This window comes from Burkholderia sp. IDO3 (genome assembly GCF_003366075.1).
Taxonomy (GTDB): Bacteria; Pseudomonadota; Gammaproteobacteria; order Burkholderiales; family Burkholderiaceae; genus Burkholderia; species Burkholderia anthina.
The window spans coordinates 2,768,893-2,794,490 of the sequence record NZ_CP028962.1; the positions used below are offsets into that span (position 1 = coordinate 2,768,893).

Sequence of the window (25,598 nt, forward strand, 5' to 3'; positions counted from 1 at the left end):
TTCCGATTATTGTCCTGTGTCGGTTCGCGCGGCGCGGTCTTATACTGCCGCGTACCGCCTCCCGACCGTACCGTTCCGATGTCGTCCGATCGCTCGTCGCTGCTGCCCGCACTCACGCTGCGGCAAGTCCAGCACTTCGTCGTCCTTGCGCATGCGCGCAGCTTCACGCAAGCCGCGCAGGCGCTGTCGCTCACGCAGCCCGCGCTGACCGCGTCGATCCGCCAGATCGAGTTCCTGCTCGGCGGCCGCCTGTTCGCCCGCTCCGCGCACCGGCTCACGCTGACGACCGCGGGCGTTGCCGTGCTGCCGCTCGCCGAGCGTCTGCTGAACCAGGCGCGCGGCACCTTCGACGACATGACGCGGCTCATCGGCGAGCGCATCCAGACCGTGCGCATCGCGTTCATCCCGTCGGTCGCCGGCCGCCTGCTGCCGGCGCTCAACGCGCTGCGCGGCACGCATTCCACACTGCGCTTCACGCTCACCGACTTGCCGAACAGCGCGCTCGTCGAAGCCGTGCGCGACGGCGTCGCGGATCTCGGCATCGGCGTGCGCGAACCCGACGGCGACGACGGCACGCTGCACTACCAGCAGCTGTTCGAAGACGAGATCGTGATCGTCGTGCGACACGACGATCCGCTCGCGAACGCGAAGAGCGTCACGTGGGCGAAGCTCGTCGATCGCGAACTCGCCGTGTTCGTGCGCGGCAGCGTCAGCGAATCGCTGCATCGCACCGGCGGCGCCGAGAAGCTGCGCCTGAACGTCGCGTACCGGATGGAGTACACCGAGCCGCTGTACGCGCTCGCGCGCAACGGCCTTGCCACTGTCGTGCTGCCGAGCCTCTACACGATGCATCTGCACGATCCCGAACTCGTCGCGCTGCGCATTGAGAAGCCGCGCGTCACGCGCGCGATTTCACTGATCTCGCTCGCTGCCGACGATCGCGGCCCGCACGTGCGCACCTGCCGGGAATGGATCGAGAAACACATCTGAGCCGGTTCGCCGTGCAGCGCGTCGCGACGTTCAGGGCAGCTTCGCGATGCGCTCGGCCAGCGTCGCGTAGAAACGGTCCGCGTCGACTTCGTTGATCCACGTCGCGTTCGCCGCGCGGCCGCTACGGCCGTTCCAGTCGACCACCGTTTCGCCGAGCGTCCACTGCCCGGTCGTCTCGACGACGACGTTCACCTTGCGTCCGTCGAACAGCGTCGGGTCGACCAGATAGCCGACCGCCGTGGGGTCGTACATCGGCCCGTCCTCGACGCCGCGCCGCTTCTTGTTGTACGCCAGCTCCGCGTCCATGATGTCCGCGACGATCGCGCCGCAGCGGTTGCCGAGCGCACGGAACGGCGCAACGCGCGCCGGCGTGATCGGCGCCTTCACCGCGACGTCGCGTGGCAGCACGACGATCGGCACGCCGCTCGCGAACACGACTTCGGCCGCTTGCGGATCGACGTAGATGTTGAACTCGGCGGCGGGCGTGATGTTGCCGCGCTCGAAGAACGCGCCGCCCATCAGCACGATTTCGCGCAACGCGCCGCGGATCTGCGGCGCTTCGACCAGCGCGGTCGCGATATTGGTCAACGGGCCGAGCGCGCACAGCGTCACGCTGTTCGGCGCGGCATGGCTCAGCGTATCGACGAGGTACGACACCGCATGACCGGCCGCAAGGGGCGCGCGCGGTTCGTGCAGCTCGACGCCTTCGAGGCCCGTCTTGCCGTGCACGTTCGCGGCCGTCACGAGGTCGCGCACCAGCGGGCGCGGGCATCCCGCATGGACCGGCAGCGTCTTCGTGCGGCCGGCCCAGTCGCGGATGATCCGCGCATTGCGTTCGGTGAGCTCGAGCGGCACGTTGCCGGCCACGGCGGTCAGCGCGCGTACGTCGAGCCGGTCCTGCGCGCCCAGCGCGAACAGGATCGCGATGGCGTCGTCCTGCCCCGGGTCGGTGTCGATGATCACCGTGCGCCGCGCGGCGTCGCCGCCGGCCCCGAACGCGCCGGCTTCGGGCAGCAGCGCCGTACCGGCCAGCGCGGCGGACAGTTTGAGGAACGTGCGGCGGGATGCAATCGGATGGGTCATGATCGGGCTCTCAGAAGACGTGCCGGACACCGAGCGTCGCCATCATCTGGCGCGTGCCGGTCGAGCGCGCGTACGCGAAGATTTGCGCATGGTCCGCGTCGCCTGCCGCCTGCTGGGCAATCACGGTCAGCGCGACGTCGGTGCGTTTGGACAGGTAGTAATCGGCCTGCAGGTTCACCTGGTGCCATCTCGGCCGCTTGTCGATCACGTCGTACTTGCCGTTCGTGAAGGCATACGCGGCGCCGAGGAAAAGCTGCGGCGTCATCGTGTAGACGATGTTCACGCCGACGTTCTGCAGATGCAGGTGCGAATTGTCGAGGTAATCGTAGCGCACGTCGGTAAACATCGCCGCGAACTGCGCGCGGCCGATCGTGTAGAAACCGCCCGTGCCCGCGATGCGCTGCCGGCTCGCGAACACCGCCGGCGACGTCGCGCTCTTCGCGAAGATCAGGAGCGGCGACGCATAGTCGTTCGCGATCGCGCCGTCCGGATTCGTGCCGCTGTACGGATGGTTGTACTGCGCATAGACCGCGCTCCAGCGCAGCGGGCCGCACTCGTAGCCGAGGCCGAAGCTGTATGCGCTGTTGTTCGCGAAGCCCGTCGCGTTGCTGAAGCCGTACAGCGCGGTGAATTTCAGCCCGTAGTACACGGGGCTCACGTACTTCACCGAATTCTGCACGCGGATGTCGTTGTAGCCGTTGTCGTTGTCGCCGATGTTCACGCCGTTGCTCGCGATGATCACCGGCCCGATGTAGTCGTGGATCGCATCGTACTGGCGGCCGAACGTCAGCGACCCGTAGCTGCGGTCGGCGAGGCCGACGTAGGCCAGGCGCCCGAACTCGCGGCCGTTCTGCGCGGCCGTGCCCGTCATCACGTTGAAGCCGTTCTCGAGCTGGAAGATCGCGGACACCCCCTGCCCGAGATCCTCCTTGCCCTTCAACCCCCAGCGCGGGTTCTGGTTCGTGCCGGACAGCGCCTGCCAGGCGTTCTTGCCGCCCTGGTTCGTCGCGTACCCGACGCCTGCCGAGATGAGGCCGTACAGCGTGATGCTGCTTTGCGCGCAGGCATGGGTCGCGAAGGCGCCGAGCATCGCGAGCGGCGCGAGCTTGTGAAGAGTTTTCATGCGGGTCGTGTGGTCGGTGAGAGTCCAGGCGCGGCAGGGTTCCGCGAAACTGGACACGACTATACGAACCCGGATCGGATAATAAAAGTTTGGTTTTCTTATATATCAATAAAACGGATTTATTCTCATCGAGAGGCCTCCCGCGCAGGCGAAGCGGCTGCCGTCAATCCGCCGTGTCGCCGCTCTTCGGCAACTTCGACCACGCGTGGCGTCCCGGCGCCGGCGACCATGCCGGGCGCGTCTTGCGCGCGCTGTCGATCACGACCAGATAGCGGCCGGCGATCGGCGTGATGTCGCGATCGCGACGCAGCACCCACAACGACTTGCCGGCCTCGACGCGCGCCTGGTAGTCGTCGTCGAGAATCCCGTGCCGGTCGAGGAACATGTTCAGCGACGCCGGAATCCGCACGCAGCCTTTCGAGTGCCGGATCCCGAGCAGCGGCTCGAGACGATCGGGGTCGGTCGCATGCATCTGGAAACGCATCGGCGACTTGCCGCCCTTGCCCCAGCCGCGCTCGCCGTCGACCCAGCCGAAGTCGTAGATGCGCATGTCGCGCTTGCCGTAGCCGCGGATGCCGTTGTCGTTCGTCGTGCCTTCCGCGCGGAAGTCCATGTTGTCGGGCGAATGGTCGAACACGCCGAGCGGCGTCAGGAAGTGATCGTACTTGCCCGGCAGCCCCGTGCCGACCGGCGATGCACCGATCAGCAGCCACGCGCTGGACGGCGTTGCGCGGAAGTAGATGAACAGCGCCTGCACGTTCGGTGCGCGATCGACCAAGGCGATGTATTCGCCGGCCAGATCACCGAGATTCGCGTCGGCGAGTGCTTGCTGAAGCCGCTCGCCGTACGCGCGCTGTTCGTTCGCGGGCACGTTCAGGCGTCGCGTGACTTCCTGCGTGAAGCGCTTGTGCATGTCCATGACGCGCGCGGTTGCGTCTTTCGCTTCCTCGGCCGACAGCGGCGGATGCCGACGCGGCGGTGTCGGTGCGGGCGCCTCGGCTTCGCTCGCGGCCGTGCCGGACGTCGCCGACGCAGGTGCTGCCGCGGACGCTGCCGAGGCCGCCGACGCACCCGATGCCCCGCTCGCCGGCGTTGCATGATGCGCAGCGGAAGCGGGCGATGCGCCGGACGACGCATGTTCGGGCGACGCCGGCGATGCAGTTGATGAGGATGACGTAGCAGTGGGCGACGGTACGTCGGACGCGGCGAACGCAGGCCGATCGACAAGAACGGAAATCGGGAGGGCTGCAGCGAGCCACGTGGCGACTGCGAGGGTACGGCAACGCGGCTTGACCAGCCACCGCGTCAGGTCGGAAAGCATCATAAAGATCGAAGCCATCGGCCGATCCGGCCGCCGCGCAAAGGCGAACGGCGCATCTTCCGCGCGAGCCATCGACACGCCGCAGACCTTGCAGATTCCCGGCGCCGACGCCTCTTCGCGGTGGAGCCGTTTCGCGGATGCAACGCGACCGGTCCGATGGCGGCTAATGAGTCGTCAGGGCTTTCATTCTACTCGCGCATGCCGGATTCGGCAGGGCCGAACCCCGCGTTTCGCGGCGGTTTTTGCGCTTGGTCACGCTTTGTTTCAACTCGTTGCCGCGTGCTGCGTCGTCGCGTGGCACGCTCGTTCGTTGGCCGTCGCCGCGACCACGAAAACGCGTACCGCTCCGCATGCGGCACGCGTGATGCCGTCGTCGCCTACTTCGAAATCGCTTCGAGCGCGATGCCTTTGGTCCGCGGCCCCATCAAGCCGATCGCGGCCATCACGATCACCATCGCGCCGGCGATGAACGCGAACACGCCGAACGTGCCGAAGCCTTTCAGCACGCCCGCGATCACGAACGACGAGAAGATCGCCGAGAAGCGGCTCCACGAGTAGACGAAACCCACCGCGCGCGCGCGGATCGACGTCGGGAACAGTTCGGCCTGGTATGCGTGGAAGCTGTACGACATGATGTTGCTCGCGAGCGTGAGGCCGATGCCGAGCACGATCAGGAACGCGCCCACCGTCGTCTGGCTGAACAGCAGCCCGCAGACGACGATCGCCGCCGCCATCGCGACGATCACCGACTTGCGCTCGAAGCGGTCGGCGATCACGAGGCCGATCAGCGGGCCGAGCGGCGCCGCGAGCGCGATCACGCTCGAATACATCAGGCTCGACGTGATCGTGATGCCCTGCTTGATCAGCAGCGTCGGCACCCAGTTCGCGAAGCCGTAGAAGCCGACTGTCTGGAACACGTTGAAGATCGTCATCATGATCGTGCGGTTGCGATACGGCTGCACCCACATGTCGCGGAAGCTGCCGCGCGGCGGCACCGGCTCGGCCGGCGCGGGCGGCGGCAACGGGCGGCCGTATTCGGCTTCGACCTTCGCCTCCAGCGCGCGCATCACGCGGTCGGCTTCGTCGACACGGCCTTGCTGCGCGAGCCAGCGCGGGCTCTCCGGCAGCTCGCGGCGAATCCACCACACGAACAGCGCGCCGTGCGCGCCGATCAGCACGACCCAGCGCCAGCCGTCGAGGCCGAGCGGCGCGTGCGGTACGAGCAGGTAAGCGAGGAACGCGACCACCGGCACCGCGACGAAGCCGACCGCCTGCTCGCACGCGAACGCACGGCCGCGAATCTGCTTCGGCACGAGTTCGGAGATATACGTGCCGATCGTCACCATCTCGACGCCGAGGCCGAGGCCGACGACGAAGCGCCAGAAGTTCAGCCCGCCTGCCGTGTCCTGGAACGCCATCACGATGTTGGCGGCCGTGTACCACAGCAGCGACCACGTGAAGATCGCGCGGCGGCCGAAGCGGTCCGCGAGGAAGCCGCATCCGATCGTGCCGATGAAGAGGCCGGCGAACAGCGCGGCGATGAAGCTCGCAACGCCCGTCGTGCCGAACAGGCCGTGCGTCGTCGCGGACAGGATTCCGCTTTTCACGAGGCCCGGCGCAACGTAGCCGCTGTACAGCAGATCGTAGAGTTCGAAGAAGAAGCCGAGGCTCAGCAGCACGACGAGCTTCCAGACGCTGCGAGTGGGCGGCAGGCGATCGAGGCGGGCTGAAATCGAGCCGGCGTCGATGGGGGAGGACAAGGCGGCGGCCTGTGAAAAGCTGTCCGTTGAAGCCATCTTGGTCGAGTCTCCTGATCGTGTCGTATGTTGTTGTCCGGCGGCCTGCGGGCCGCCGTCGGGCGAATCGCTGCATTGTACCGGCACGCCGCGCGAGCCGCGTCACGTGGCGAACCGGTTCGGACACCCCGGTTTCGCGCCGGATAATGTGTAAATTGCGTAACCTTCTGTCGGTTCTGTAAGCCTCGCCGGCATCGCGATCGCCGTCGCAGCTTGGCAACCGATGCCGGCGCGGGCCCGTCGATACGGGCGCTCGGCGCCCTCGCACGGCGCCGCGGGCCGCATGGCGCGCGACACGCCCTGCGCACAAACGTCGTCATTGCCGCCGCCACACCCCGGTAACATGCTACCGGGCCAACTCCCGGCTTCCTGACGCCTTTCGGCGTCCGGAATCGTCGGCAAAACGTAAGCATTCCATGTCCATACAACGACTATCCATCTACGCACGCCGGATCGCGCTGTTCGCACTGCTGCAGTTCGCAGCGATCGCGACCGCGTCGGCGTTTCCGGCGGCCGCGTCCGCGCCGGGCGCGAGCGGCGTCGGCGCGCCCGTGCCGGCCATTTCGCTGAACGATGCCATTGCGCAGCTCAAGCAGATGCAGGTCCAGCAGGACCGCATCAAGCAGCAGACGTCGAACGCGACCAACAGCAAGGAGCTCGACGGGCTCGACGATGCGGCGCAGGAACTGAGCACCGACGTCGACAAGCTGCAGAGCGAGCTCGCGCCGCAGCGCACGCAGATCCAGGCGCAGCTCGACGTGCTCGGCCCGCCGCCGGCCCCGGGCGCGTCGCCCGAAACGCCCTCGGTCGCGCAACAGCGGGCGACGCTGAATGCGCGCAAGGCGCAGATCGACGCCGCGCTGAAACAGGCCACCGACCAGAAGACCAACCTCGCGAACCTCAACGACCAGTTCGCGAAGCTGCACCGCAGCCTGCTGCGCAACCAGCTCGCGTTCCGTTCGGGCAGCATCTTCGGCGCGCAGTTCTGGCTGCCGCTGTTTCATCTGTCGGCTGACGACGTCCATCGGCTCGAGGATTTCAACGACGAACTGCGCGATATGCTGCACTCGTCGTGGATGCCCGGCCAGCGTGCGGTCACCATGCTGCTGATGATCGCCGCGCTCGCCGTCTGGGTCGGCGGCCGCCGCCTCGTCGAACGCGGGCTCGCGTGGGTCTGCCTGAACCGCCTGCCGCCCACGCGGCTGCGCCGCAGCGCACTCGCGCTGTCGACGGCGTTCTCGACGCTGTTCGCGACCGCCGTCGCCGTCCAGATTCTCTATCTCGCGCTCGCCCGGCACTACGAGCTCACGCCGTCGATGAGCGATCTGTGGGATCAGTTCGCGAAGCTGGCGGTGACCTGCGCGCTGATCGCCGGGCTCGGCCGCGCGCTGCTCTGCACGAAGCACCCGTCGTGGCGGCTGCCGGCGCTCGCCGATCCGGTCGCGCTCGCGATGAAGCCGTTCCCCGGCGTGCTGGCCGCACTGTTGCTGATGTCCGGCACGCTCGAATCGATCAACCGGATCGTCGACACCAGCCTGTCCGTTACGCTGTTCGGCCGCGGAATCGTGTCGCTCGTCGTCGCGCTGACCGTCGGCGCATCGCTGCTGCGCGCGAACCGCGTGCGCAGCGCGCTCGCGCAAGCCGGCGAAGCGCCCGAGCAGCGCTCGACGCTCGCGGGGCTGATCCATGCCGGCGTCACGCTGGCGATTATCGTGTCGCTGGGCGCGCTCGTGATCGGCTACATCACGGTCGCGCGCTTCATCACGTACGAGCTCGTGTGGTTCGAGATCGTGCTGTGCAGCGTCTACATCCTCACGCAACTGACGCGCGACGCCAGCGAGAGCCTGTTCTCCGCGAACCTGTCGACCGGCAAGCAGATCAAGCACCTGTTCGCGCTCGACGACCGGCATCTCGAGCAAGCGCACACCATCGCGTCCGGCTTCGGCACGAGCCTGTTGATGCTGGTCGCGGCCGTCGCGCTGCTGACGGGCGGGTTCGGCACGACGCCGAGCGACCTGCTCGACAGCGTGGTCTCGATGATCGGCGGGCAGCGGCTGCAGAGCCTGAACATCATGCCCGACCGGATCATGAACGCGGGCATCGGGTTCGCGATCGGCTTCTACCTGCTGCGCTCGGTGCGTCGCTGGCTCGACAGCGAGTTCATGCCGGCGCTCGGCATGGACGCGGGCATGCGCGTGTCGCTGATCACGCTGTTCACCAACGTGGGCTACGTGCTGCTCGTGCTGATGACGCTCGGGCTGCTCGGCGTCAAATGGAGCAACCTCGCGTGGATCGTCAGCGCGCTGTCGGTCGGTATCGGCTTCGGCCTGCAGGAGATCGTGAAGAACTTCGTGTCGGGGCTGATCCTGCTGACCGAGCGGCCGGTGAAGGTCGGCGACATGGTCAGCATCTCGGGCGTCGAAGGCGATATCCGCCGCATCAACGTGCGCGCGACCGAGATCCAGCTGAGCGACCGCTCGACCGTGATCGTGCCGAACTCGCAGCTGATCTCGCAGAACGTGCGCAACGTGACGATGGGCAACAGCACGCAGGGTGTCGCGACGCTGATGCTGACGTTCCCGCTGAACACCGACCCCGAGCAAGTGCGCGACCTGCTGCTCGACGCGTATCGCGAACACCCGGCGATTCTCGACAAGCCGGCGCCGTCGGTCACGTTCAGCCAGCTGACGCCGGACGGCATTACGCTCAGCGTGACGGGATATGTGGCGAGCCCGCGGATCGCGAGTTCGACGAAGAGCGATCTGCTGTTCGAGATCCTGAAGCAGTTGCGCGCGGCACAGATCACGTTGTCGACGCCGCAGATGCTCGTTGTGCAGAACATGCCGGCGAACGAGGGTGCCATGCGACATGAGCCATGAGTGAGTGATCAGGCGCGTGCGCGCCGATCGATCGTCGCAGCAGACGTGTCGCCAAAAACGACAAGGGCCGGTCACCGCTTCCGCGGCAACCGGCCCGTTTCGACTTCAAGCGGCGCTACGCGCGCCGCCTTCCATCACACGTCGAACTTCACGCCCTGCGCCAGCGGCAGCTGACGGCTGTAGTTGATCGTATTCGTCGCACGGCGCATATACGCCTTCCACGCATCCGAACCCGACTCGCGGCCGCCGCCCGTTTCCTTCTCGCCGCCGAACGCGCCGCCGATCTCCGCGCCGCTCGTGCCGATGTTCACGTTGACGATCCCGCAATCGCTGCCCGCCGCCGACATGAACTGCTCGGCCTCGCGCATGTCGTTCGTGAAGATCGCCGACGACAGACCTTGCGGCACGGCGTTGTGCACGTCGATCGCGTCTTCGAAGTCGTCGTAGATCATCACGTACAGGATCGGCGCGAACGTCTCGCGCTCGACCACCGACGATTGCTTCGGCATCCGCACGATTGCCGGACGCACGTAGTACGCATCTGCGTGACCGATATCGACGCGCTCGCCGCCCTTCACCTCGCCGCCCTGCTCGCGCGCATCGGCCAGTGCCTTCTGCATCGCGTCGAACGACGCACGGTCGACCAGCGGGCCGACGAGCGTGCCTTCCTCGAGCGGGCTGCCGACCTTCACCGACGCATAGGCCTTCTCGATGCGCGGCAGCAGTTGATCGGCAATGCTGCGATGGACGATCAGGCGGCGCAGCGTCGTGCAGCGCTGGCCGGCCGTGCCGACCGCCGCGAACGTGACGGCGCGCACCACGAGGTCGAGATCGGCGCTCGGCGCGACGATCATCCCGTTGTTGCCGCCGAGCTCGAGGATGCCGCGCGCGAGACGCTGGCTCAGCACCTTCGCGACTTCCGTGCCCATCCGCACGCTGCCGGTCGCGCTGACGACCGGCACCTTCTTCGACGACGTCAGCACTTCACCGACGTCACGCATGCCGATCACCAGTTGGCTCAACTCCGCCGGCGCGACGCCCGGATGCGTCTTCCCGAATTCGCGGATCGCCTTCTGGAGCAGCACGTGGCATGCGATCGCGGTAAGCGGCGTTTTCTCCGACGGCTTCCACACGACCGAATCGCCGCAGACGAACGCGAGCGCCGCATTCCACGCCCACACCGCGACCGGGAAGTTGAACGCCGAGATCACGCCGCACACGCCGATCGGGTGCCACGTTTCCATCATCCGGTGGCCCGGGCGCTCGGACGCGATCGTCAGGCCGTAAAGCTGACGCGACAGACCGACCGCGAAATCGCAGATGTCGATCATTTCCTGCACTTCGCCGAGCCCTTCCGACGTGATCTTGCCGGCTTCGAGCGTGACGAGGCGGCCCAGCTCGGCCTTGTGCTCGCGCAGCACGTTGCCGAACACGCGCACCAGCTCGCCGCGCACCGGCGCCGGCACCGTGCGCCACTTGAGGAATGCGTCGTGTGCGGCGTCGATCTTGCGCTCGGCGTCGTCGGGCGAATCGACCGCCAGCGTCGCGAGCGTCGCGCCGTCGAGCGGCGAACGCGCGGTCAGCGCATTGCCTTTCCACTGGGCGAGATCGATATCGAGCGCGGCAAGAATGTCGTTGAATTGCATCACTTCCTCTTCAGGGACAGATTGATCGGTGCGGCGGCGACGCCGCCCGCGTGATTCGATTGGAGCGCGTTCGCGCGCCCTGTGCAAGCGGATGCGCTGCTCGGCAGGCCCGGTGCGCCGCGTGGCGCATCGCGCTGCGCCGCCGCCGGAAACCCGGCCGGACGGCGCGCCCCCACCTCGCGAGGCACGATCCATGAGACACATTGTCGGCGGCCACAAGTCGGGCCGCTATTGATATTAACTCACGACTTCATTCCCAAAACGCAACACCCGGGCAGGACACACCGGGCCGTTTCAGCCCGCATATGGGACGCGTCCAAAGCCCGTGACCGGGCCATCCGGACGCGTCTCGGCACGCCGCGACTTGATGACAAAGTTGCATCACCCTGTGCGGAAATATCGTTTGCAGCCCATCCGGCGGGCACACACAATCGGGGCGACGTCGAGGTGCGCCGCACCCGGCGCATCGACGGCCGCCGACGGCGGCCGGACGACAGACGAAGACGACGCGCGTCGCGGGCCGGTTGCACCGGATCATTCCCGCGAAGCCCCGCCGCCCGGCGGCGGCCGGCGACGCGTCGCGCTTCGCAGCCAAAAGACAATCCCGGAGACAGCGCTCAGCACCCGCCATGCATTCAGATGCCCGCCCCGATTCGCCCCGCCCGTCCGGCTCGCCGCCCGCGAAGCCGTCCCTCCACCGCAGCCTGCAGGCACGCCATCTGCGCATGATCGCGATCGGCGGCTCGATCGGCACGGGCCTGTTCGTCGCGTCCGGCGCGTCGATCTCGCAGGCCGGCCCCGGCGGCGCGATGGTCGCATACATGATGATCGGCCTGATGGTGTATTTCCTGATGACGAGCCTCGGCGAAATGGCCGCGTTCATGCCGGTATCCGGCTCGTTCGCGACCTACGGCTCGAAGTTCGTCGACGAAGGCTTCGGCTTCGCGCTCGGCTGGAACTACTGGTACAGCTGGGCCGTGACGCTCGCGGTGGAACTCGTCGCCGCGCAGCTCGTGATGAACTACTGGTTCCCGCACGTACCGGGCGTCTGGTGGAGCGCGATCTTCCTCACGCTGATCTTCGCGCTCAACGCGCTGTCGGTGCGCGGCTTCGGCGAGGCCGAATACTGGTTCGCGCTGATCAAGGTGCTGACGGTGCTCGCGTTCGTCGGCATCGGCCTGCTGATGATCTTCGGGATCATGCAGGGCGGCCCGAGCGCCGGCTGGGGCAACTTCACGATCGGCGACGCGCCGTTCGCGGGCGGCTGGGCGACGATGCTCGGCGTCGCGATGATCGCGGGCTTCTCGTTCCAGGGCACCGAAATGATCGGCGTCGCGGCCGGCGAATCGGAAAATCCGCGCACCACGATCCCGCGCGCGGTCAGCCAGATCTTCTGGCGCATCCTGCTGTTCTACGTGTTCGCGATCTTCGTGATCGGCGTGCTGATTCCGTACACCGACCCGAGCCTGCTGAAGAGCGACGTGACCGACATCGGCGTGAGCCCGTTCACGCTGGTGTTCCGCCACGCGGGCCTCGCGTTCGCGGCCGGCGTGATGAACGCGGTGATCCTGACGGCCGTGCTGTCGGCCGGCAACTCGGGCATGTACGCGTCGACGCGGATGCTCTACAACCTCGCGGTCGAAGGCCGCGCGCCGAAACTGTTCGCCAAACTGTCGCCGGGCGGCGTGCCGCGCAATGCGCTGTACGCGACGACGGCGATCGGCGGGCTGTGCTTCCTCACGTCGCTGTACGGCGACAAGACGGTGTACCTGTGGCTGCTGAACACGTCGGGCATGGCCGGCTTCATCACATGGCTCGGCATCGCGGTCAGCCATTACCGGTTCCGCAAGGGTTTCCTGAAACAGGGCTACCGGCTCGACCAGTTGCCGTACCGGTCGAAGTGGTTCCCGTTCGGCCCGCTGTTCGCGTTCGCGCTGTGCGCGATCGTCGCGCTCGGCCAGGACTACCAGGCGTTCCTCGCCGACAGGATCGACTGGGCCGGCATCGCCGCGACCTACATCGGCCTGCCGTTCTTCCTCGTGATCTGGCTCGGCTACGCGCTGGTGCGCAAATGCCGCCTCGTCCGCTACGAGGACATGGAGATCGCGCCGTGGATCGAGCGCAACGCGATGCCCGACGCCGCGGAGAAGGCCGACGCCGATTATCCGGCCTACGTCGCCCGTCCCGTCAACCCGACGCCGGGCGCATAACGCCCGGTAACGCGCCGGCCGCCGCCCGACCGCGACGGCCGGCGCACTGAAAACCCCATTCGACGCGGCGCGCGCGTTCAGGCAAGATCGACGCGCGCCGTCCGTTTTCCGCCGTTACGAGTCACCGAAACCGCATGCAGAATTTCTACGAAGCCACCGTTACCCGCCAGCCCTACCCGCAATTGACCGGCACGATCGACACGCAAGTCTGCATCGTCGGCGGCGGCCTCGCCGGCCTGTGCACGGCGCTCGGTCTCGTCGAGCGCGGCGTGACGGACGTCGTCGTGCTCGACAGCGAGCGGGTCGGCTTCGGCGCATCGGGCCGCAACGGCGGCTTCGTGTTCGGCGGCTACAGCCTCGACAACGCGGATCTGCTGCGCACGCTCGGCCGCGACGAAGGGCGTCGCCTGTACCGGCTCACCGTCGACGCGGTCGACCTGATCCGCACGCGCATCGCGCGCTACGGGATCGATTGCGACATCGTCGACGAGGGCGTGATGCTCGCGAACTGGTTCAACGATCCGTCGCGGCTCGACGGCGTGCGCACGCTGATGAAGCAGGAATTCAACGTCGACTGGGAACCGGTCGCAACCGACGCGATGCGCGCGCGGCTCAAGACGCAGCGCTACTACGGCGGGCTGTTCGAGCCGAACGCGTTCCACTTCCACCCGCTCAAGTACGTGCTCGGCGTCGCGGCGGCCGCCTCGCGCGGCGGCGCACGGGTGTACGAACGTTCGGCCGCGCTCGGCATCGCCCGCGAAGGCGCCGGCTACGTCGTGCGCACGGCGCAGGGCACGGTGCGCGCGAAGGACGTCGTGTTCGCCGGCGGCGGCTATGCGCGCGGCGTGTCGCCGCGCATCGAACGCGCGGTGCTGCCGATCGCGACCTACGTGATCGCGACCGAACCGCTCGGCACGCGGCTGCCGGACGCGATCGACGCGCCGTACGCGATCTACGACACGCGCTTCGCATTCGACTACTACCGTCCGCTGAAGGACACGCGGATCCTGTGGGGCGGCCGGATCTCGGTACTCGACCGCGGCCCCGACGCGATCGCGCGCCTGCTGCGCCGCGACCTGCTGCGGGTGTATCCGCAGCTCGACGGCGTGAAGGTCGACTACGCGTGGGGCGGGCTGATGAGCTACGCGCGGCACAAGATGCCGCAGATCGGCCGCGATGCGGACGGCGTGTGGCACGCGATCGCGTTCGGCGGCCACGGGATGGCGCCGACCACCGTCGCCGGCGAAGCGCTCGCCGCCGCGCTGGCCGGCGAGCAGCCCGTGCCGGAAGGCTTCGCCGCGTTCGGGCTCACGCGCACGTTCGGGCTCGCGGGCCTCGCCGCCGCGCAACTCACGTACACCGCGTACCAGGCCCGCGACGCGCTCGCGTCGTGCCGGCGCTGACCGGCGGCAATGGTCGACACCGCGCGGCCGATTAGAGCGGGAGGTCGGCCGGGCGGGGATTTCCCGCATGCTAGAATGGTTTCTCCATGCCGCCGCGAACCCACAACAAAGTCACATGAAAGCTGGAAGCAAGGCCGCCACGTCCGAAAGCCGCGCGCTTGCGTCCGACACGCGGCGCAAATACGATCCCGAGCAAACCAAGCGCAACATCCTCGACGTCGCCACGCAGGAATTTTCCGCGATGGGCCTCGCCGGTGCGCGCGTCGACGCGATCGCCGAGCGCACGAACACGACGAAGCGGATGCTCTACTACTACTTCGAAAGCAAGGAAGGCCTGTACGAGGCCGTGCTGGAGAAGGTGTACGGCGACATCCGCGCGCTCGAGCAGGAACTGCACGTCGGCGACATGGAGCCGCGCGAAGGCATGCGCAGGCTCGTCGAATTCACGTTCGACTATCACGACAAGCATCGCGACTTCGTCCGCCTCGTGTCGATCGAGAACATCCATGGCGCGAAGTATCTCGAACAGCTGAAGTCGTTCAAGAACCGCAACGTCAGCATCATCAAGACGCTCGAGGAACTGCTCGAGCGCGGCGCGGCGAGCGGCGCGTTCCGCAAGGACATCGACGCGTTCGACCTGCACCTGCTGATCAGCTCGTTCTGCTTCCACCGCGTGTCGAACCGCTACACGTTCGGCGCCGCATTCGGCCGCGATCCGTCGGCGCCGCGTCTGCGGGCGCGGCATCGCGAGACGATCGCCGACTCCGTGCTGCGCTACGTCGCCGCGTAGCCCTCTCCCCGAAACACGCCGGCGAGTCGCGCACTCGCACCTCGAACGAGGCCGCGACGCATGCATCCGGCATGAGCCGGACGCATGCGCGCATTCGAACGCGTGCGCCGCGCGTCAGTCCGTCGGTGCCGTCGCCGCCAGCGCGATCCGCGCCTTCTCTTCCGGGCTGCCCGCCACGTAGTACTTCTTCGCCCAGCTCGAATCCGGCGCGAGCGAGAGCTGCCGGTGCGTGCCCGCGCCGTGCTGCTTCGTCTCGATCGACAGCGCCCGCGCACGATAGTGCTCGTAGAGCCGCAGGAATTCCGCGAGATAGATCGCCGCGATGCGTGTATCGCGAATCTCGAGCAGGTTCTCGTCGTTGTACTGCTCGGAGTTGCGGCTCATGTTCGCCGAGCCCGTATAGACGATCGGGTTCGCGCCTTCCGCATCGATCACGATGAACTTGTGATGGATCACGACCGGCGGGTATGCAGGCGCCGGTTCGCCCGGAAAGAGGCGCAGCTCCGGCTCGAAGCCCTTCGGCACCGTCGCCGGTGAAAAATACGCGGCATCGATCACGTCGCGATGGTCGCGCTGGCGGTGGTACAGCTCGAGGTTCGCGAGCGTCGCCGCATCGAGCGACTGACCATCGTGTTGCGCGGCATCGGCCTTCGTCGCGCTGCCGACGTTGATGCGGTTCACCAGCCCGAACATCATCAGGCCGCGGTCGCCGGCCGCAAAGCAGGCATCGCGCAACGCCGCATCGGTCGGCATGAACAGGCAGAACGACACCGAGTGCTTCGCGGCCGCGATCGCGGCGACGATCGTATCGATCTCGGTGCGCTGCCCCGCCGGCTCCGGCGAAAACGCAACGCGCACCCGCGCGCTGCCCACCGTCATCGGCGCCGACCAGCCCTGCGACAGCCGCGCCGTCTCCGCGATCGGCGGATTCGCGGCGAGCGCATGCGCCCGATCGTTGTACAGCGCGGCCAGCTCGGGCGAATCGAACGCGTGCAGCACGTTCGCCTGCTCCGTCAGCCCTTCGGTCGTGAAGTTCGCGGAACCGGTCAGCACGCGCGCGGGCGCCGCGTCCGGCGGCGTGTCCGTCACGATGAACTTGTCGTGCATGATGTGCGTCCGGTCGCGCGGCGCCAGCGTCGCGAGCCCCTGCAGCGCATCGACGGCCGGCTGGTTCGGCGACGGCAGCGGCGGCTTGCCCTTGCGCGCGGTGGTGTGCGCGTCGTAGACGATCGCAAGCGACGCTTCGCCATGCTGACGGCCGAACGCTTCGAACGCGGGCAGCGCCCACAGCGTGTCGGTCAGGTGATAGACGGCCGACGCCGCGCGCGACGCCGGGTCGAGCACCTGCGCAAACACCTGCTCCATGTCGTTCGCGAGCCACGTGCGCAGCTTCAGCGCCTGGGCGGCGCTCGGCGCCGCATTCGGTTCGAGGCCCAGCGCCGCGACCTGCTTCGCGAACGCCTGCGAGCTGACCACCGCGCGGTTGAACCAGGTGCCGATGCCGTCCTCGACGTGCGCGGGCAGCACGACGTCGCACACGCCCGCTTGCGCATCGAGCACCTGCAGGTCCGCCGGCGTGCCGACGACCGGATAGACGTCATAGCGGAACGCCGCGCCGCGATCCTGCGGATCGATGCGCGCATCCCACCACATGAATTTCTGGATCGGCGCCTGATCGGTCGGCGCGTCGCCCTGCGTATCGGCGGCCGGGCCGTCGAACGTCAGCCGGTTCGGCAGCCAGCTGTTCGGCGCCCGCGTCTTGCCGTCGGCCGACCAGAAGCCCGGCGTGCGCCGGATCGCGAAGCCGAGGAAATCGGTGCGCGACGCCGCATCGGGCCAGTCGAAGGCCAGCAGCACGAGGGTCGGGGAAAGATAGCTGCGTACGCTGACGGTCATTCGTTGCTCCTGCCGGGCCGGCCGGTCGAGATGAATGGGTCAGTGTCGACGGTGCTTCTTCCCCTGCGATGACCGTTCGATGAACCTTGTATGTCAGCGCCGCGTCAGTCGGTCAGTCGCACACGAGCAGTTCGATGCCGCGGGCGGTCAGCGCGCGGCGCACGGCCTTGTCCGGCATGCGCTCGGTGACCAGATAGCGTGCGGCCGACGTGCCGTTGATCCGCACCGGCGTCACGCGGCCGAACTTCGAATGGTCGGCGACGATGATCGCCATGCCGGCCGCCGCGATCATCCGGCTGCGCACTTCGGCGGCGAGCCGCGAATAGTCGGTGCAGTCGCCGTCGGTCGTGATGCCGCCCGCGCCGACGAATGCGAAGTCGACATGGTATTGCGCGAGCTGCTGGATCGTATCGAGCCCGAACGTGGCGTCTTCGTCGTCGGACAGTTCGCCGCCGAGCAGCGTCACGCGATTGCCGTTGCGCCGCGCGAGCACGAACGCGGTGCGCCAGTCGTTCGTGTAGATCGACAACCGGTGACGATCGGCCAGCGCGAGCGCGACCGCATGCGGCGTGCTGCCCGAGTCGATCAGCACCGAGGCGTCGTCGGGCACGAATTCGGCCGCGCGCCGCCCGATCGTGCGCTTCGCTTCGGCGTTTGCCGCTTCGCGCTCGGACAGGCTCGGCTCGCGGCGGTCCGCCGCCAGCGCGCCGCCGTGCGTCATCACGAGCAGGCCGCGCGCCGCGAGCGCATTCAGGTCGCGCCGTACCGTCTCGCGCGACACGTCGAGCGAACGCACGAGTTCGGCGACCGACAGCGCGCCCGACCGTCCAAGCTCCGACAGGATGTATTGATGACGTTGTTCCGCCAGCATCGCAATGCGCCCGGGGCGACTGGTAATGGGTAAGCCGACCATTGTATTACGGCCGTTTGACGGTCATTTGACGGCGGCGCGACGACAACCGGATTCAGCGAAAGTGAAATTCTGTATTGCCTGAGGTGCGCGAATCGGTGCGGCATGCGATTGCTACACTTTGCGTTTCGCCGAACGGCAGACCATCAAGGAACTCACGCCATGTATCGCAAAGGCAGTGTGCTCGAAATCCAGTTTTCGCCCGAACGACTCAACGACGGCGCCGGCGATCCGTACTGGATCGACCTGACGCTCGACGAGGCGCGCCGGCTGTACGAACAGCTCGCCGCGCGCTTCGCGACCGATGCGCGCGCGAACCAGCCGCTCGACACGTTCTCCCTCGACTGATCTCCCCTTCGTTTCGCGCGTGCGTGCGCGCGCTTCCGTTGCGGCCGGTTCACCCGGCCCCGGCCCTGGTCCCGGCCGTTCGATAACGAACGGCCCGCGTACCGCCACGCCGCGCGCCGACGCGTCTGCGGCCGCCGCCCGCAGCAGATGCAGCCCCTCGACGATCGCCTTCGCCGCCGCTCCGCACGACGCGGCGCGACGTGCAAGCGAGCGAGTGCAGAATTCGACAAGACGGCAACCTCGCTTCGCCCGATACTGACCGACTTCACGATTCGTCCGGCCGCGTCGCGGCCCGTCCTGCATGCTTACCTCGCTCGTCGCCGCGGCCTTCGTCGCGCTGTGGTCCACCGGCTTCATCGTCGCGCGGGCCATCAAGCCCTATGCCGATCCGAACCTGTTCCTGCTCGCGCGCTTCGCGGGCACGGCCGTGCTGTTCGGCGCGGTGGCGTTCGTCGCGCGTGCGCCGTGGCCGGGCCGCCGCGAATGGCCGCGTCACCTGATCGCGGGCGCGCTGCTGCAGGGCATCTATCTCGGCGCCAGCTACTGGGCCGTCGCGCAAGGGCTGAACGCCGGCGTGATGGCGCTGCTCGGCGCGCTGCAGCCGCTCGCCACCGCCGTGCTCGCGGTGCCGCTGTTCAACGAGCGTCTGCCCGCGCGCGGCTGGCTCGGGATGGCGCTCGGGCTCGCCGGCGTCGCGCTCGTGCTCGCGCCGAAGGTCGCGGGCGGCGTCGCGCCGCCGCAGGGCACGGCGCCGGCGTGGTTCGTCGTGGTCGTATCGGTGCTGTCGGTCGGCTCGATCACCGCGGGCTCGCTGTACCAGAAGGGCAAGCTCGCACAGAACGACCTGCGCACGGCCGTCGCCGTGCAGAACCTCGGCGCGGCGATCGTCGCGGCGATTTTCGTCGCGCTGCTGCACGAAACGCGCTGGATCGGCGCGCCCGCGCTGTGGATATCGCTCGTATGGGGCATCGTGTTCCTGTCCGGCGGCGCGGTCACGATGCTGATGTGGATGCTGCGCCGCGGCAACGCGGCACGCGCGACGTCGTTGCTGTTTCTCGCGCCGCCGCTCGCCGCGCTGCAGGGTTACCTGCTGTTCGGCGAAACGCTCGCGGCCATTCAGCTCGCCGGCTTCGCGCTCGCGCTGGTGGGCGTCGTGCTCGCACGGCGCTGACGCGGGCGCAAGCACCTGCCGCATCGGCCGCGCATGCCTCGGAACGACGCATCCGGACGCCCGCTCCGGTGCGCCCGGTCGCGGGCTGCACCATCACGATGCATCGCGTCTCGCCGATGCAACGCGCGGCGGCCGGATCGCACGCCCGGCGCGGCGCCGGGCCACGATTGCGCTTATGATGGGCGCCTTGCATTTCGTTCCGGAACTCCCTTCATGACATCCGCCGATTACGCCAGCCGCCAACGCGCGATCATTGCCGAACTGAACGTCGCCCCGCACTTCGACGTCGATGCCGAGATCGCCCGGCGCGTCGATTTCCTCGCGCAGTACCTCCGTTCGACCGGCCTGCGGACCTACGTGCTCGGCATCAGCGGCGGCGTCGATTCGTCGACGGCCGGGCGGCTCGCGCAGTTGTCGGTCGAACGGCTGCGCGCCGACGGCTACGACGCGCGCTTCATCGCGATGCGTTTGCCGAACGGCGTGCAGAACGACGAAGCCGATGCGCAGCGCGCGCTCGACTTCGTGCGCGCGGACGAAGCACTGACGGTCGACGTGAAGCCCGCCGCCGACGCGATGCTCGCGTCGCTGGCCGCGTCCGGCCACGCATTCGACACGCCGGCACAGCAGGACTTCGTGCACGGCAACATCAAGGCGCGCGAGCGCATGATCGCGCAATACGCGGTCGCCGGCGCGCGGCGCGGCATCGTGATCGGCACCGACCACGCGGCCGAATCGCTGATGGGTTTCTTCACGAAATTCGGCGACGGCGGCGCGGACATTCTGCCGCTCGCCGGCCTGAACAAGCGCCGCGTGCGTGCGCTCGCCCGCGCGCTCGGCGGCGAGGAATCGATCGTGATGAAGGTGCCGACGGCCGACCTCGAGGAACTGCGCCCGCTGCGCCCCGACGAGCACGCATACGGCGTGACCTACGACGAGATCGACGATTTCCTCGAAGGCAAGCCCGTCAGCGACCGCGTCTACGAAACGGTGCTGCGTTTCCACGAAGGCTCGCGCCACAAGCGCGCGCTGCCGTACACGCCGTTCGACTGGCCGGCCGCACAACCCGGCCACCGCGGCTGATCGACGGCACCACCGATCACACGAACCGCGCGAACCGCACCGTAGCGGTTGCGCGCGGCACGTGCCCGGCGGGCAGCGCTATGCGGGCCCGCCCGTCTTCTTCGCCTGCAGCGCGCGGATCCGCATCCGCGCGCCCGTATCGCCGACCGTCGCGTCGTACATCGTCGCGAGATCGCGCTTGAGCGCGGTGCGCGAACCGCCGTCGAGATACACCATGTGCCCCGACGGATAGAAGCGCGCGGACAGGTTCTGCCGCACCTTCTGATCCTCGAGCGGCATCTGCTGCAGGTCGATCACGGTCTGGTAGAACGGCGTGACGAAATCGTAGAAGCCGTTCGCCGACAGCACCTTCAGGTCGATGTTCAGCGCCATCACCGCGGCAAGATCGCCCGCCGTATAGAGAATCACGTTCCCCTTCGCATCGATGCCCTGCTGCGCGCCGGTCGGGTCGATGTGGCTGAAATCCCAGTTCTGGAATGCCTGGTCGTTCAGGTCCGTGAACGCGGAGTTCGACGTGAACTTCAGCTGCTCGTTCAGGTAGCTGTTCCACATCGCCGTGTAGACGCCCGTCACCGCCGTCATCGTCGGGTCGTTGCCGCCCGAGTTCGGGTCGATCTTGCCGGCGATCCCCGACGAGATCCCGGTCACGCGGCCGTCGTACGAGCCGAGCGCGAGCCCCTGAGCATGCAGCAGCGTCGTCAGGAACAGCGAATTGCCGCGCGCATCGTAGCCCGCGATGTCGAGCCCCCACGTCTGCAGCGTCGCCGTGTCGATGCCCGTGTACCCGGAGAGCTTCTGCACGGTGGCCGGGGCGGCATGCGGCACGTTGCGCAACGCGGTCAGGTAATCGGTGCGCGCGAACTGCGCGACCTCCTCGACGAACGCGCCGAGATCCGTCGGCGCCGGCTTGACGCCGAGTTTCTTGTGATACCACGCGTCGGCCGCCGCGGTCGGCAGCGCGCCGACCGGATTGCCGGCCTGCCGGTAGTCGAGGACCGACGACTGCAGCGTGACGCCGTTCAGGTCGACGCCGTCCTCGTGCAGCTTGTAGGCGAGCACGCAGCTGCGCGCCGTGCCGTACGACTCGCCGAACAGGTATTTCGGCGAATTCCAGCGATTGTTCTTGGTCAGGTAGCGCTTGATGAACTGCTTCAGCGAATCCGCATCCTGGTCGACGCCCCAGAAATTGCGGTTCTTGTTCGGCGCGACGGCCGCCGAATAGCCGGTGCCGACCGGGTTGATGAAGACCAGGTCGCTGTGGTCGATCATGCTGTCGGGGTTGTCTTCCATCTGATACGGCGCGGGCGGCGTGAACCCCGGCATCGACGTCTTGATGCGCTTCGGCGCGAACGAGCCGAGCAGCACGAACACCGACGACGAACCGGGGCCGCCGTTGTAGAAGAACGTCACGGGCCGCGTTTCTTCCTTCGCGCCGTCGGCCGTGAACGCGACATAGAAGAGCTTCGCGGCCGGTTGCGAGCTGCTCGGATCGACGGTCACGAGATGGCCGGCCGTCGCCGTATAGGCAATGCGCTTCCCGCCGATCAGGATCGTGTGGTGCGTGATCGCGGCCGCTTCGGTCGTGTCGGTCACCGAGTCGTCGGGGCCGTTGCCGTATGCAACGGGATCGAAGAACGGCTGGTCGCGGCCGTGGCTCAGCGCGACCGGACTGACGGCCGCCGGCACGCCATGCGAATTGAGGTCGCCGTGATGCAGCGGATACACGTCGCCGGAAGATGCGGAATCGATGTCCATCGTGCTGCTCCTGGAGGTGAAAAAAGACGCGGGCAGGACACCCGCGTCGCAAGAAAACGCATGTGCCGGCGCGTCAGCTCGACGGCTTGCGCGCGAGGACCGCGGCGAGCTTCGCGCCGTCCGGGCTGCCGAGGCCCGTGCATGCATCCCAGCCGGACGCGGCCGCATAGGTGCCGTTCGAGCCTTTCGTGATGTCGCGCAGCGCGCCGGGATGCTTGTACAGCACCGGATTGACCCAGCCGACCGAGGCGCCGGCCGCCGCGTTGATCCGCGCGATCAGCGCGGCCCACAGCGGCGCGACCGCGCTCGTGCCCCCCATCACCGCGGGCGTGCCGGCAACCGACACCTCGTAGCCCGTTTGCGGCGATGCATCGCCGGCGACGTCCGGCACGCCGCGCTTGGCGAGCGGCGTGCTGCTGCCGTCGGCGCGCGTCACGGTCAGCCCCTGCTGCCACGTCGGCAGGTCGAACATCGCGCTGACGCCGCCGCCGCCCGCGCCACCGCCGGCCGCTTCGTCGTTCCACGTGACCTCGCTGCGAATGCCCTGCCCCGGCAACGCATCGAGCTGCGTGCCGCCGCAGCCGAGCACGTACGGGCTCGACGCGGGGAAGTCGACATGATCGGCGCCGTCCTGCAGCCCGTCGCCCGAGCCGCTGTCGCCCGACGCCGCGCACACCGTGATCCCCTGTGCGGCGGCCGCCTGCAGCACGCGGTCGAACGCCTGCGCCGACTGCGCCTGCCAGATCGCTTCCGGCCCGCCCCAGCTGATCGAGATCACCGAAGGCTGGTTGGTCTTGTCGCTGACGGCCGCGTTCACGGCCTGGATGAAGCCCGCGTCGCTGTTCGGCGCGAAGTAGATCGCGATCTTCGCGGCCGGCGCGATCGCACCGGCGATCTCGATGTCGAGCGCGACTTCGCCGTCCGGGCCGTTCGGATCGCCGCTCGGCGCATTGCGGCCGGTGCCGACGTTCACGTCGACGAGCGCTGGGGGCGTGTTGATCCCGAGCCCGCGGAAATATTGCTGGATATCGGCCGCGCGATAGCCGCCGCCGAGTTCGACGATCGCGATGCATTGCCCCGCGCCGTCGCCGGCCGGGAAACCGTACAGCGACGCGAGCTGGACCGGCGTGAACGTGACGCCCGCGGCGCCGCGTGCGGGCTTGAACGGCGGACGCAGCCGGAAGTGCGGCCGCGCCTGCGGACGGCTGTCGAGACCGAGCACGGCCGTGACCGCATCGCCGATATCGTCGGGCAACACGATCGGGCCCGAGCGGCCGCGATACTGACCGATCGAGCGATGCTCGAAACGCTCGAGCTTCACGCTGAAGGCGGCTTCGAATTGCTGGATCGTGCCGGACAGCACGACGACGCTTTCGACCGGATCGACACGATCGACCGTGAGTTGATGACGGCGTGCGAAGTCCTCGGTCTTGCGAATGTCGTCGGGACTCGCGGAGAAACGCTGGGCGAATGCATCGCGCGACACCGGTTTTGCGCGAGCGTCGCCGGTCGCGAGCTGGTGGACCAATGCATCGAGTTGCCCTTCTTCCTGCCGCCGCAACATGATCGTGACGTGGATGCGTTCTGCCGGATCGCACTGGCCGATACACTTGGACTCGGCGACGATTCGGGGTTCACGGTCGGCTTGAAGATGCCTTGCCATGTTCAGACCCTCCTTGGTACCGCGTTGCACGGAACAGCCAGGAAATCGGACAGGGCCGGCGGAAGACGGTTCCGTTCAATCAGTCGGTTCGCAGCAGCGCGAAGTTAAAGGAAGTTTAGAACAGTCAGACGATTTGCGCGCGTGCGCCGCCGTGACGAAGAGGCGTGCGAAGGCCGGCATTGCGCGCGCCCTTCGTTCGGTGATGCACCGCGCCGTGCGCGCCTGTCGAGCGGCACGGCAGCGATGCCGGGATGCCATTCAATCGGCCGGTCAGTCCATCGACAGGCGCAGCGCGAAGCCGATCAGCGCGGCTGAAAACGTCCAGCGCTGCACGGTTTGCGCGAGCGGATGCGCACGCATCCACGCCGCGATGCGCGACGCGCCGAACACGCACGCGAGGTCGAAACACACGCCGGCCGCGACGAGCAGCGCGCCGAGTTCGAACATCTGCCACACCACCGGCCCGGCTTCGGGCCGCACGAACTGCGGCAGCAGCACCGAGCAGAACAGCAGCGCCTTCGGGTTCAGCAGGTTCGTCAGCAGCCCTTTGAAGAACGATTGCCGCAGTTCGCCCGCGGCAGCGGCCTCGCCGTCGCCGAGCGCGAACACCGGCGAGCGGAACACCTGGATCGCGACGTACGCGAGATAGAGCGCGCCGCCGTAGCGGATCACTTCGTACAGCCACGGCGCACTGCGGATCAGCGCCGCGACGCCGCAGGCGGACAGCGTCACATGCGCGGTGCGCGACAGCGACAGGCCGGCCGCCGCCGCCATGCCCGGACGCACGCCGCGGCCGATGCTGGTCTGCAGCACGAGCGCCATGTCGGGCCCGGGCACCGCGTAAATGGCCGCCAGCGCGGCGAGGTAAATCAACAGCAAATGCGTGGAAATCATGGTCTGCCCCCGTCCTCCAATGACGATATGTTGCCGCTGAAGGACGAGGGATTATTGGCCATTTTCGATACCGGATTGGCGATCGATAGTGGAATCCGCCACAATCACGATATCCGAACAAGGATTCCGCCAAGATGACCGAACTCGACAAAACCGATCGCGCGATCCTCGCCGCGGTGCAGCGCGACGGCCGCCTGCCGATCGCGCGTCTGGCCGACTCCGTCGGCCTGTCGGAGACGCCGTGCGCGCGTCGCCTGAAGCGTCTCGAAAGCGACGGCTACATCGAGCGTTACCGCGCACAGCTGTCGCGCCAGGCGCTCGGCTTCGGCGTCGTCGCGTTCGTGCTGGTGCGTTTCGCGACGCACGACCGCAAGGTCGCCGACCGGTTCGAACGGGAAGTGCTCGGCATCGAGCGGATCCTCGCGTGCCACAACGTCGCGGGCACCGCCGACTATCTGCTGCAGGTGGTCGCGCGCGATCTCGACGACTACGGCACGTTCCTGCGCGATTCGCTGCGGATGCTGCCGGGCGTGACGTCGATCGAGTCGGCGCTGTCGTTGCGGGAAGTGAAGCACGACGCGGGGTTGCCGGTGCCGTGACGCAGGCAGCAGGCCACGCCGGCGCGGCACGGGCTCACGTT

Annotated in this window: 19 protein-coding genes; 9 read left to right on the forward strand and 10 right to left on the reverse strand. The window is 67.8% G+C overall.

Annotated features, from left to right (window positions below; genetic code table 11):
• Positions 1 to 78: 78 nt before the first annotated feature.
• Positions 79 to 990, forward strand: coding sequence for a LysR family transcriptional regulator (locus DCN14_RS12700; protein ID WP_096507749.1), 912 nt, complete (start codon positions 79 to 81; stop codon positions 988 to 990).
• 30 nt (positions 991 to 1,020) lie between these two features.
• On the opposite strand, the gene DCN14_RS12705 is transcribed toward DCN14_RS12700, so the two are convergent.
• From DCN14_RS12705 to DCN14_RS12720, 4 genes are all read right to left on the reverse strand, one after another.
• The gene (locus DCN14_RS12705; RefSeq protein WP_096507750.1) at positions 1,021 to 2,073 is read right to left on the reverse strand and encodes a nucleoside hydrolase; all 1,053 of its coding nucleotides are present in this window, start codon (positions 2,071 to 2,073) and stop codon (positions 1,021 to 1,023) included.
• Positions 2,074 to 2,083: 10 nt separating this feature from the next.
• Positions 2,084 to 3,196, reverse strand: a complete 1,113-nt coding sequence (locus tag DCN14_RS12710; RefSeq protein ID WP_096507751.1) for a porin — start codon at positions 3,194 to 3,196, stop codon at positions 2,084 to 2,086.
• Positions 3,197 to 3,359: 163 nt separating this feature from the next.
• Positions 3,360 to 4,115: a hypothetical protein gene (locus tag DCN14_RS38700; RefSeq protein WP_239008091.1), complete on the reverse strand. Its 756-nt coding sequence runs from the start codon at positions 4,113 to 4,115 to the stop codon at positions 3,360 to 3,362.
• A gap of 779 nt (positions 4,116 to 4,894) precedes the next feature.
• A complete protein-coding gene (locus DCN14_RS12720) occupies positions 4,895 to 6,313 on the reverse strand; it encodes an MFS transporter (RefSeq protein ID WP_096507752.1) in 1,419 nt (472 codons plus the stop codon).
• 416 nt (positions 6,314 to 6,729) lie between these two features.
• On the opposite strand from DCN14_RS12720, the gene DCN14_RS12725 reads away from it, so the two are divergent.
• The gene (locus DCN14_RS12725; protein ID WP_096507753.1) at positions 6,730 to 9,192 is read left to right on the forward strand and encodes a DUF3772 domain-containing protein; all 2,463 of its coding nucleotides are present in this window, start codon (positions 6,730 to 6,732) and stop codon (positions 9,190 to 9,192) included.
• A gap of 134 nt (positions 9,193 to 9,326) precedes the next feature.
• Here the strand turns inward: DCN14_RS12725 and DCN14_RS12730 are convergent, their stop codons facing one another.
• Positions 9,327 to 10,838: an aldehyde dehydrogenase family protein gene (locus tag DCN14_RS12730; RefSeq protein ID WP_096507754.1), complete on the reverse strand. Its 1,512-nt coding sequence runs from the start codon at positions 10,836 to 10,838 to the stop codon at positions 9,327 to 9,329.
• A gap of 725 nt (positions 10,839 to 11,563) precedes the next feature.
• On the opposite strand from DCN14_RS12730, the gene DCN14_RS12735 reads away from it, so the two are divergent.
• The 3 genes from DCN14_RS12735 (at position 11,564) to DCN14_RS12745 (ending at position 15,241) form a co-directional block, all read left to right on the forward strand.
• The gene (locus DCN14_RS12735) at positions 11,564 to 13,048 is read left to right on the forward strand and encodes an amino acid permease (RefSeq protein WP_346265273.1); all 1,485 of its coding nucleotides are present in this window, start codon (positions 11,564 to 11,566) and stop codon (positions 13,046 to 13,048) included.
• 134 nt (positions 13,049 to 13,182) lie between these two features.
• Positions 13,183 to 14,451, forward strand: a complete 1,269-nt coding sequence (locus DCN14_RS12740; protein ID WP_096507756.1) for an FAD-binding oxidoreductase — start codon at positions 13,183 to 13,185, stop codon at positions 14,449 to 14,451.
• Positions 14,452 to 14,566: 115 nt separating this feature from the next.
• On the forward strand, positions 14,567 to 15,241 hold the full coding sequence (locus DCN14_RS12745) for a TetR family transcriptional regulator (protein ID WP_096507757.1): 675 nt from the start codon (positions 14,567 to 14,569) through the stop codon (positions 15,239 to 15,241).
• A gap of 114 nt (positions 15,242 to 15,355) precedes the next feature.
• On the opposite strand, the gene DCN14_RS12750 is transcribed toward DCN14_RS12745, so the two are convergent.
• Together DCN14_RS12750 and DCN14_RS12755 are read right to left on the reverse strand one after the other, a co-directional pair.
• Positions 15,356 to 17,137: a phospholipase D-like domain-containing protein gene (locus DCN14_RS12750; RefSeq protein WP_096507758.1), complete on the reverse strand. Its 1,782-nt coding sequence runs from the start codon at positions 17,135 to 17,137 to the stop codon at positions 15,356 to 15,358.
• 112 nt (positions 17,138 to 17,249) lie between these two features.
• Positions 17,250 to 18,008 carry a DeoR/GlpR family DNA-binding transcription regulator gene (locus DCN14_RS12755; RefSeq protein ID WP_096507759.1) on the reverse strand — a complete coding sequence of 253 codons (759 nt, stop codon included), beginning with the start codon at positions 18,006 to 18,008 and terminating at the stop codon, positions 17,250 to 17,252.
• A gap of 201 nt (positions 18,009 to 18,209) precedes the next feature.
• Between DCN14_RS12755 and DCN14_RS12760 the strand changes: the two genes are divergently transcribed.
• From DCN14_RS12760 to nadE, 3 genes are all read left to right on the forward strand, one after another.
• Entirely contained in the window at positions 18,210 to 18,395 is a 186-nt protein-coding gene (locus DCN14_RS12760) for a hypothetical protein (RefSeq protein ID WP_006752380.1), read from the forward strand.
• 301 nt (positions 18,396 to 18,696) lie between these two features.
• On the forward strand, positions 18,697 to 19,566 hold the full coding sequence (locus DCN14_RS12765; RefSeq protein WP_096507760.1) for a DMT family transporter: 870 nt from the start codon (positions 18,697 to 18,699) through the stop codon (positions 19,564 to 19,566).
• Positions 19,567 to 19,779: 213 nt separating this feature from the next.
• Positions 19,780 to 20,646 carry an ammonia-dependent NAD(+) synthetase gene (gene nadE / locus DCN14_RS12770; RefSeq protein ID WP_096507761.1) on the forward strand — a complete coding sequence of 289 codons (867 nt, stop codon included), beginning with the start codon at positions 19,780 to 19,782 and terminating at the stop codon, positions 20,644 to 20,646.
• Positions 20,647 to 20,724: 78 nt separating this feature from the next.
• Here nadE and DCN14_RS12775 read toward each other — a convergent pair whose 3' ends face one another.
• From DCN14_RS12775 to DCN14_RS12785, 3 genes are all read right to left on the reverse strand, one after another.
• The gene (locus DCN14_RS12775) at positions 20,725 to 22,401 is read right to left on the reverse strand and encodes a peptidase S1 (protein ID WP_096507762.1); all 1,677 of its coding nucleotides are present in this window, start codon (positions 22,399 to 22,401) and stop codon (positions 20,725 to 20,727) included.
• 73 nt (positions 22,402 to 22,474) lie between these two features.
• Positions 22,475 to 24,064 (reverse strand): S53 family peptidase, encoded by a 1,590-nt coding sequence (locus tag DCN14_RS12780; RefSeq protein ID WP_096507763.1) that lies wholly within the window; start codon positions 24,062 to 24,064, stop codon positions 22,475 to 22,477.
• 270 nt (positions 24,065 to 24,334) lie between these two features.
• Positions 24,335 to 24,958 (reverse strand): LysE family translocator, encoded by a 624-nt coding sequence (locus DCN14_RS12785; protein WP_096507764.1) that lies wholly within the window; start codon positions 24,956 to 24,958, stop codon positions 24,335 to 24,337.
• 134 nt (positions 24,959 to 25,092) lie between these two features.
• Here DCN14_RS12785 and DCN14_RS12790 point away from each other — a divergent pair, with 134 nt between their 5' ends.
• Positions 25,093 to 25,557, forward strand: a complete 465-nt coding sequence (locus DCN14_RS12790) for an Lrp/AsnC family transcriptional regulator (RefSeq protein WP_060328960.1) — start codon at positions 25,093 to 25,095, stop codon at positions 25,555 to 25,557.
• Positions 25,558 to 25,598 lie beyond the last annotated feature (41 nt).

Excerpts from the sequence above, each read along its gene's own strand:
- DCN14_RS12760 (WP_006752380.1), top strand. The coding sequence starts at position 18,210 with ATGTATCGCAAAGGCAGTGTGCTCGAAATCCAGTTTTCGCCCGAACGA.
- nadE (WP_096507761.1), top strand. The coding sequence starts at position 19,780 with ATGACATCCGCCGATTACGCCAGCCGCCAACGCGCGATCATTGCCGAA.
- DCN14_RS38700 (WP_239008091.1), bottom strand. The coding sequence starts at position 4,115 with ATGGACATGCACAAGCGCTTCACGCAGGAAGTCACGCGACGCCTGAAC.
- DCN14_RS12730 (WP_096507754.1), bottom strand. The coding sequence starts at position 10,838 with ATGCAATTCAACGACATTCTTGCCGCGCTCGATATCGATCTCGCCCAG.
- DCN14_RS12780 (WP_096507763.1), bottom strand. The coding sequence starts at position 24,064 with ATGGCAAGGCATCTTCAAGCCGACCGTGAACCCCGAATCGTCGCCGAG.
- DCN14_RS12785 (WP_096507764.1), bottom strand. The coding sequence starts at position 24,958 with ATGATTTCCACGCATTTGCTGTTGATTTACCTCGCCGCGCTGGCGGCC.
- DCN14_RS12720 (WP_096507752.1), bottom strand. The coding sequence starts at position 6,313 with ATGGCTTCAACGGACAGCTTTTCACAGGCCGCCGCCTTGTCCTCCCCC.
- DCN14_RS12725 (WP_096507753.1), top strand. The coding sequence starts at position 6,730 with ATGTCCATACAACGACTATCCATCTACGCACGCCGGATCGCGCTGTTC.
- DCN14_RS12750 (WP_096507758.1), bottom strand. The coding sequence starts at position 17,137 with ATGACCGTCAGCGTACGCAGCTATCTTTCCCCGACCCTCGTGCTGCTG.
- DCN14_RS12755 (WP_096507759.1), bottom strand. The coding sequence starts at position 18,008 with ATGCTGGCGGAACAACGTCATCAATACATCCTGTCGGAGCTTGGACGG.
- DCN14_RS12745 (WP_096507757.1), top strand. The coding sequence starts at position 14,567 with ATGAAAGCTGGAAGCAAGGCCGCCACGTCCGAAAGCCGCGCGCTTGCG.
- DCN14_RS12705 (WP_096507750.1), bottom strand. The coding sequence starts at position 2,073 with ATGACCCATCCGATTGCATCCCGCCGCACGTTCCTCAAACTGTCCGCC.
- DCN14_RS12735 (WP_346265273.1), top strand. The coding sequence starts at position 11,564 with ATGATCGCGATCGGCGGCTCGATCGGCACGGGCCTGTTCGTCGCGTCC.
- DCN14_RS12765 (WP_096507760.1), top strand. The coding sequence starts at position 18,697 with ATGCTTACCTCGCTCGTCGCCGCGGCCTTCGTCGCGCTGTGGTCCACC.
- DCN14_RS12700 (WP_096507749.1), top strand. The coding sequence starts at position 79 with ATGTCGTCCGATCGCTCGTCGCTGCTGCCCGCACTCACGCTGCGGCAA.
- DCN14_RS12775 (WP_096507762.1), bottom strand. The coding sequence starts at position 22,401 with ATGGACATCGATTCCGCATCTTCCGGCGACGTGTATCCGCTGCATCAC.
- DCN14_RS12740 (WP_096507756.1), top strand. The coding sequence starts at position 13,183 with ATGCAGAATTTCTACGAAGCCACCGTTACCCGCCAGCCCTACCCGCAA.
- DCN14_RS12790 (WP_060328960.1), top strand. The coding sequence starts at position 25,093 with ATGACCGAACTCGACAAAACCGATCGCGCGATCCTCGCCGCGGTGCAG.
- DCN14_RS12710 (WP_096507751.1), bottom strand. The coding sequence starts at position 3,196 with ATGAAAACTCTTCACAAGCTCGCGCCGCTCGCGATGCTCGGCGCCTTC.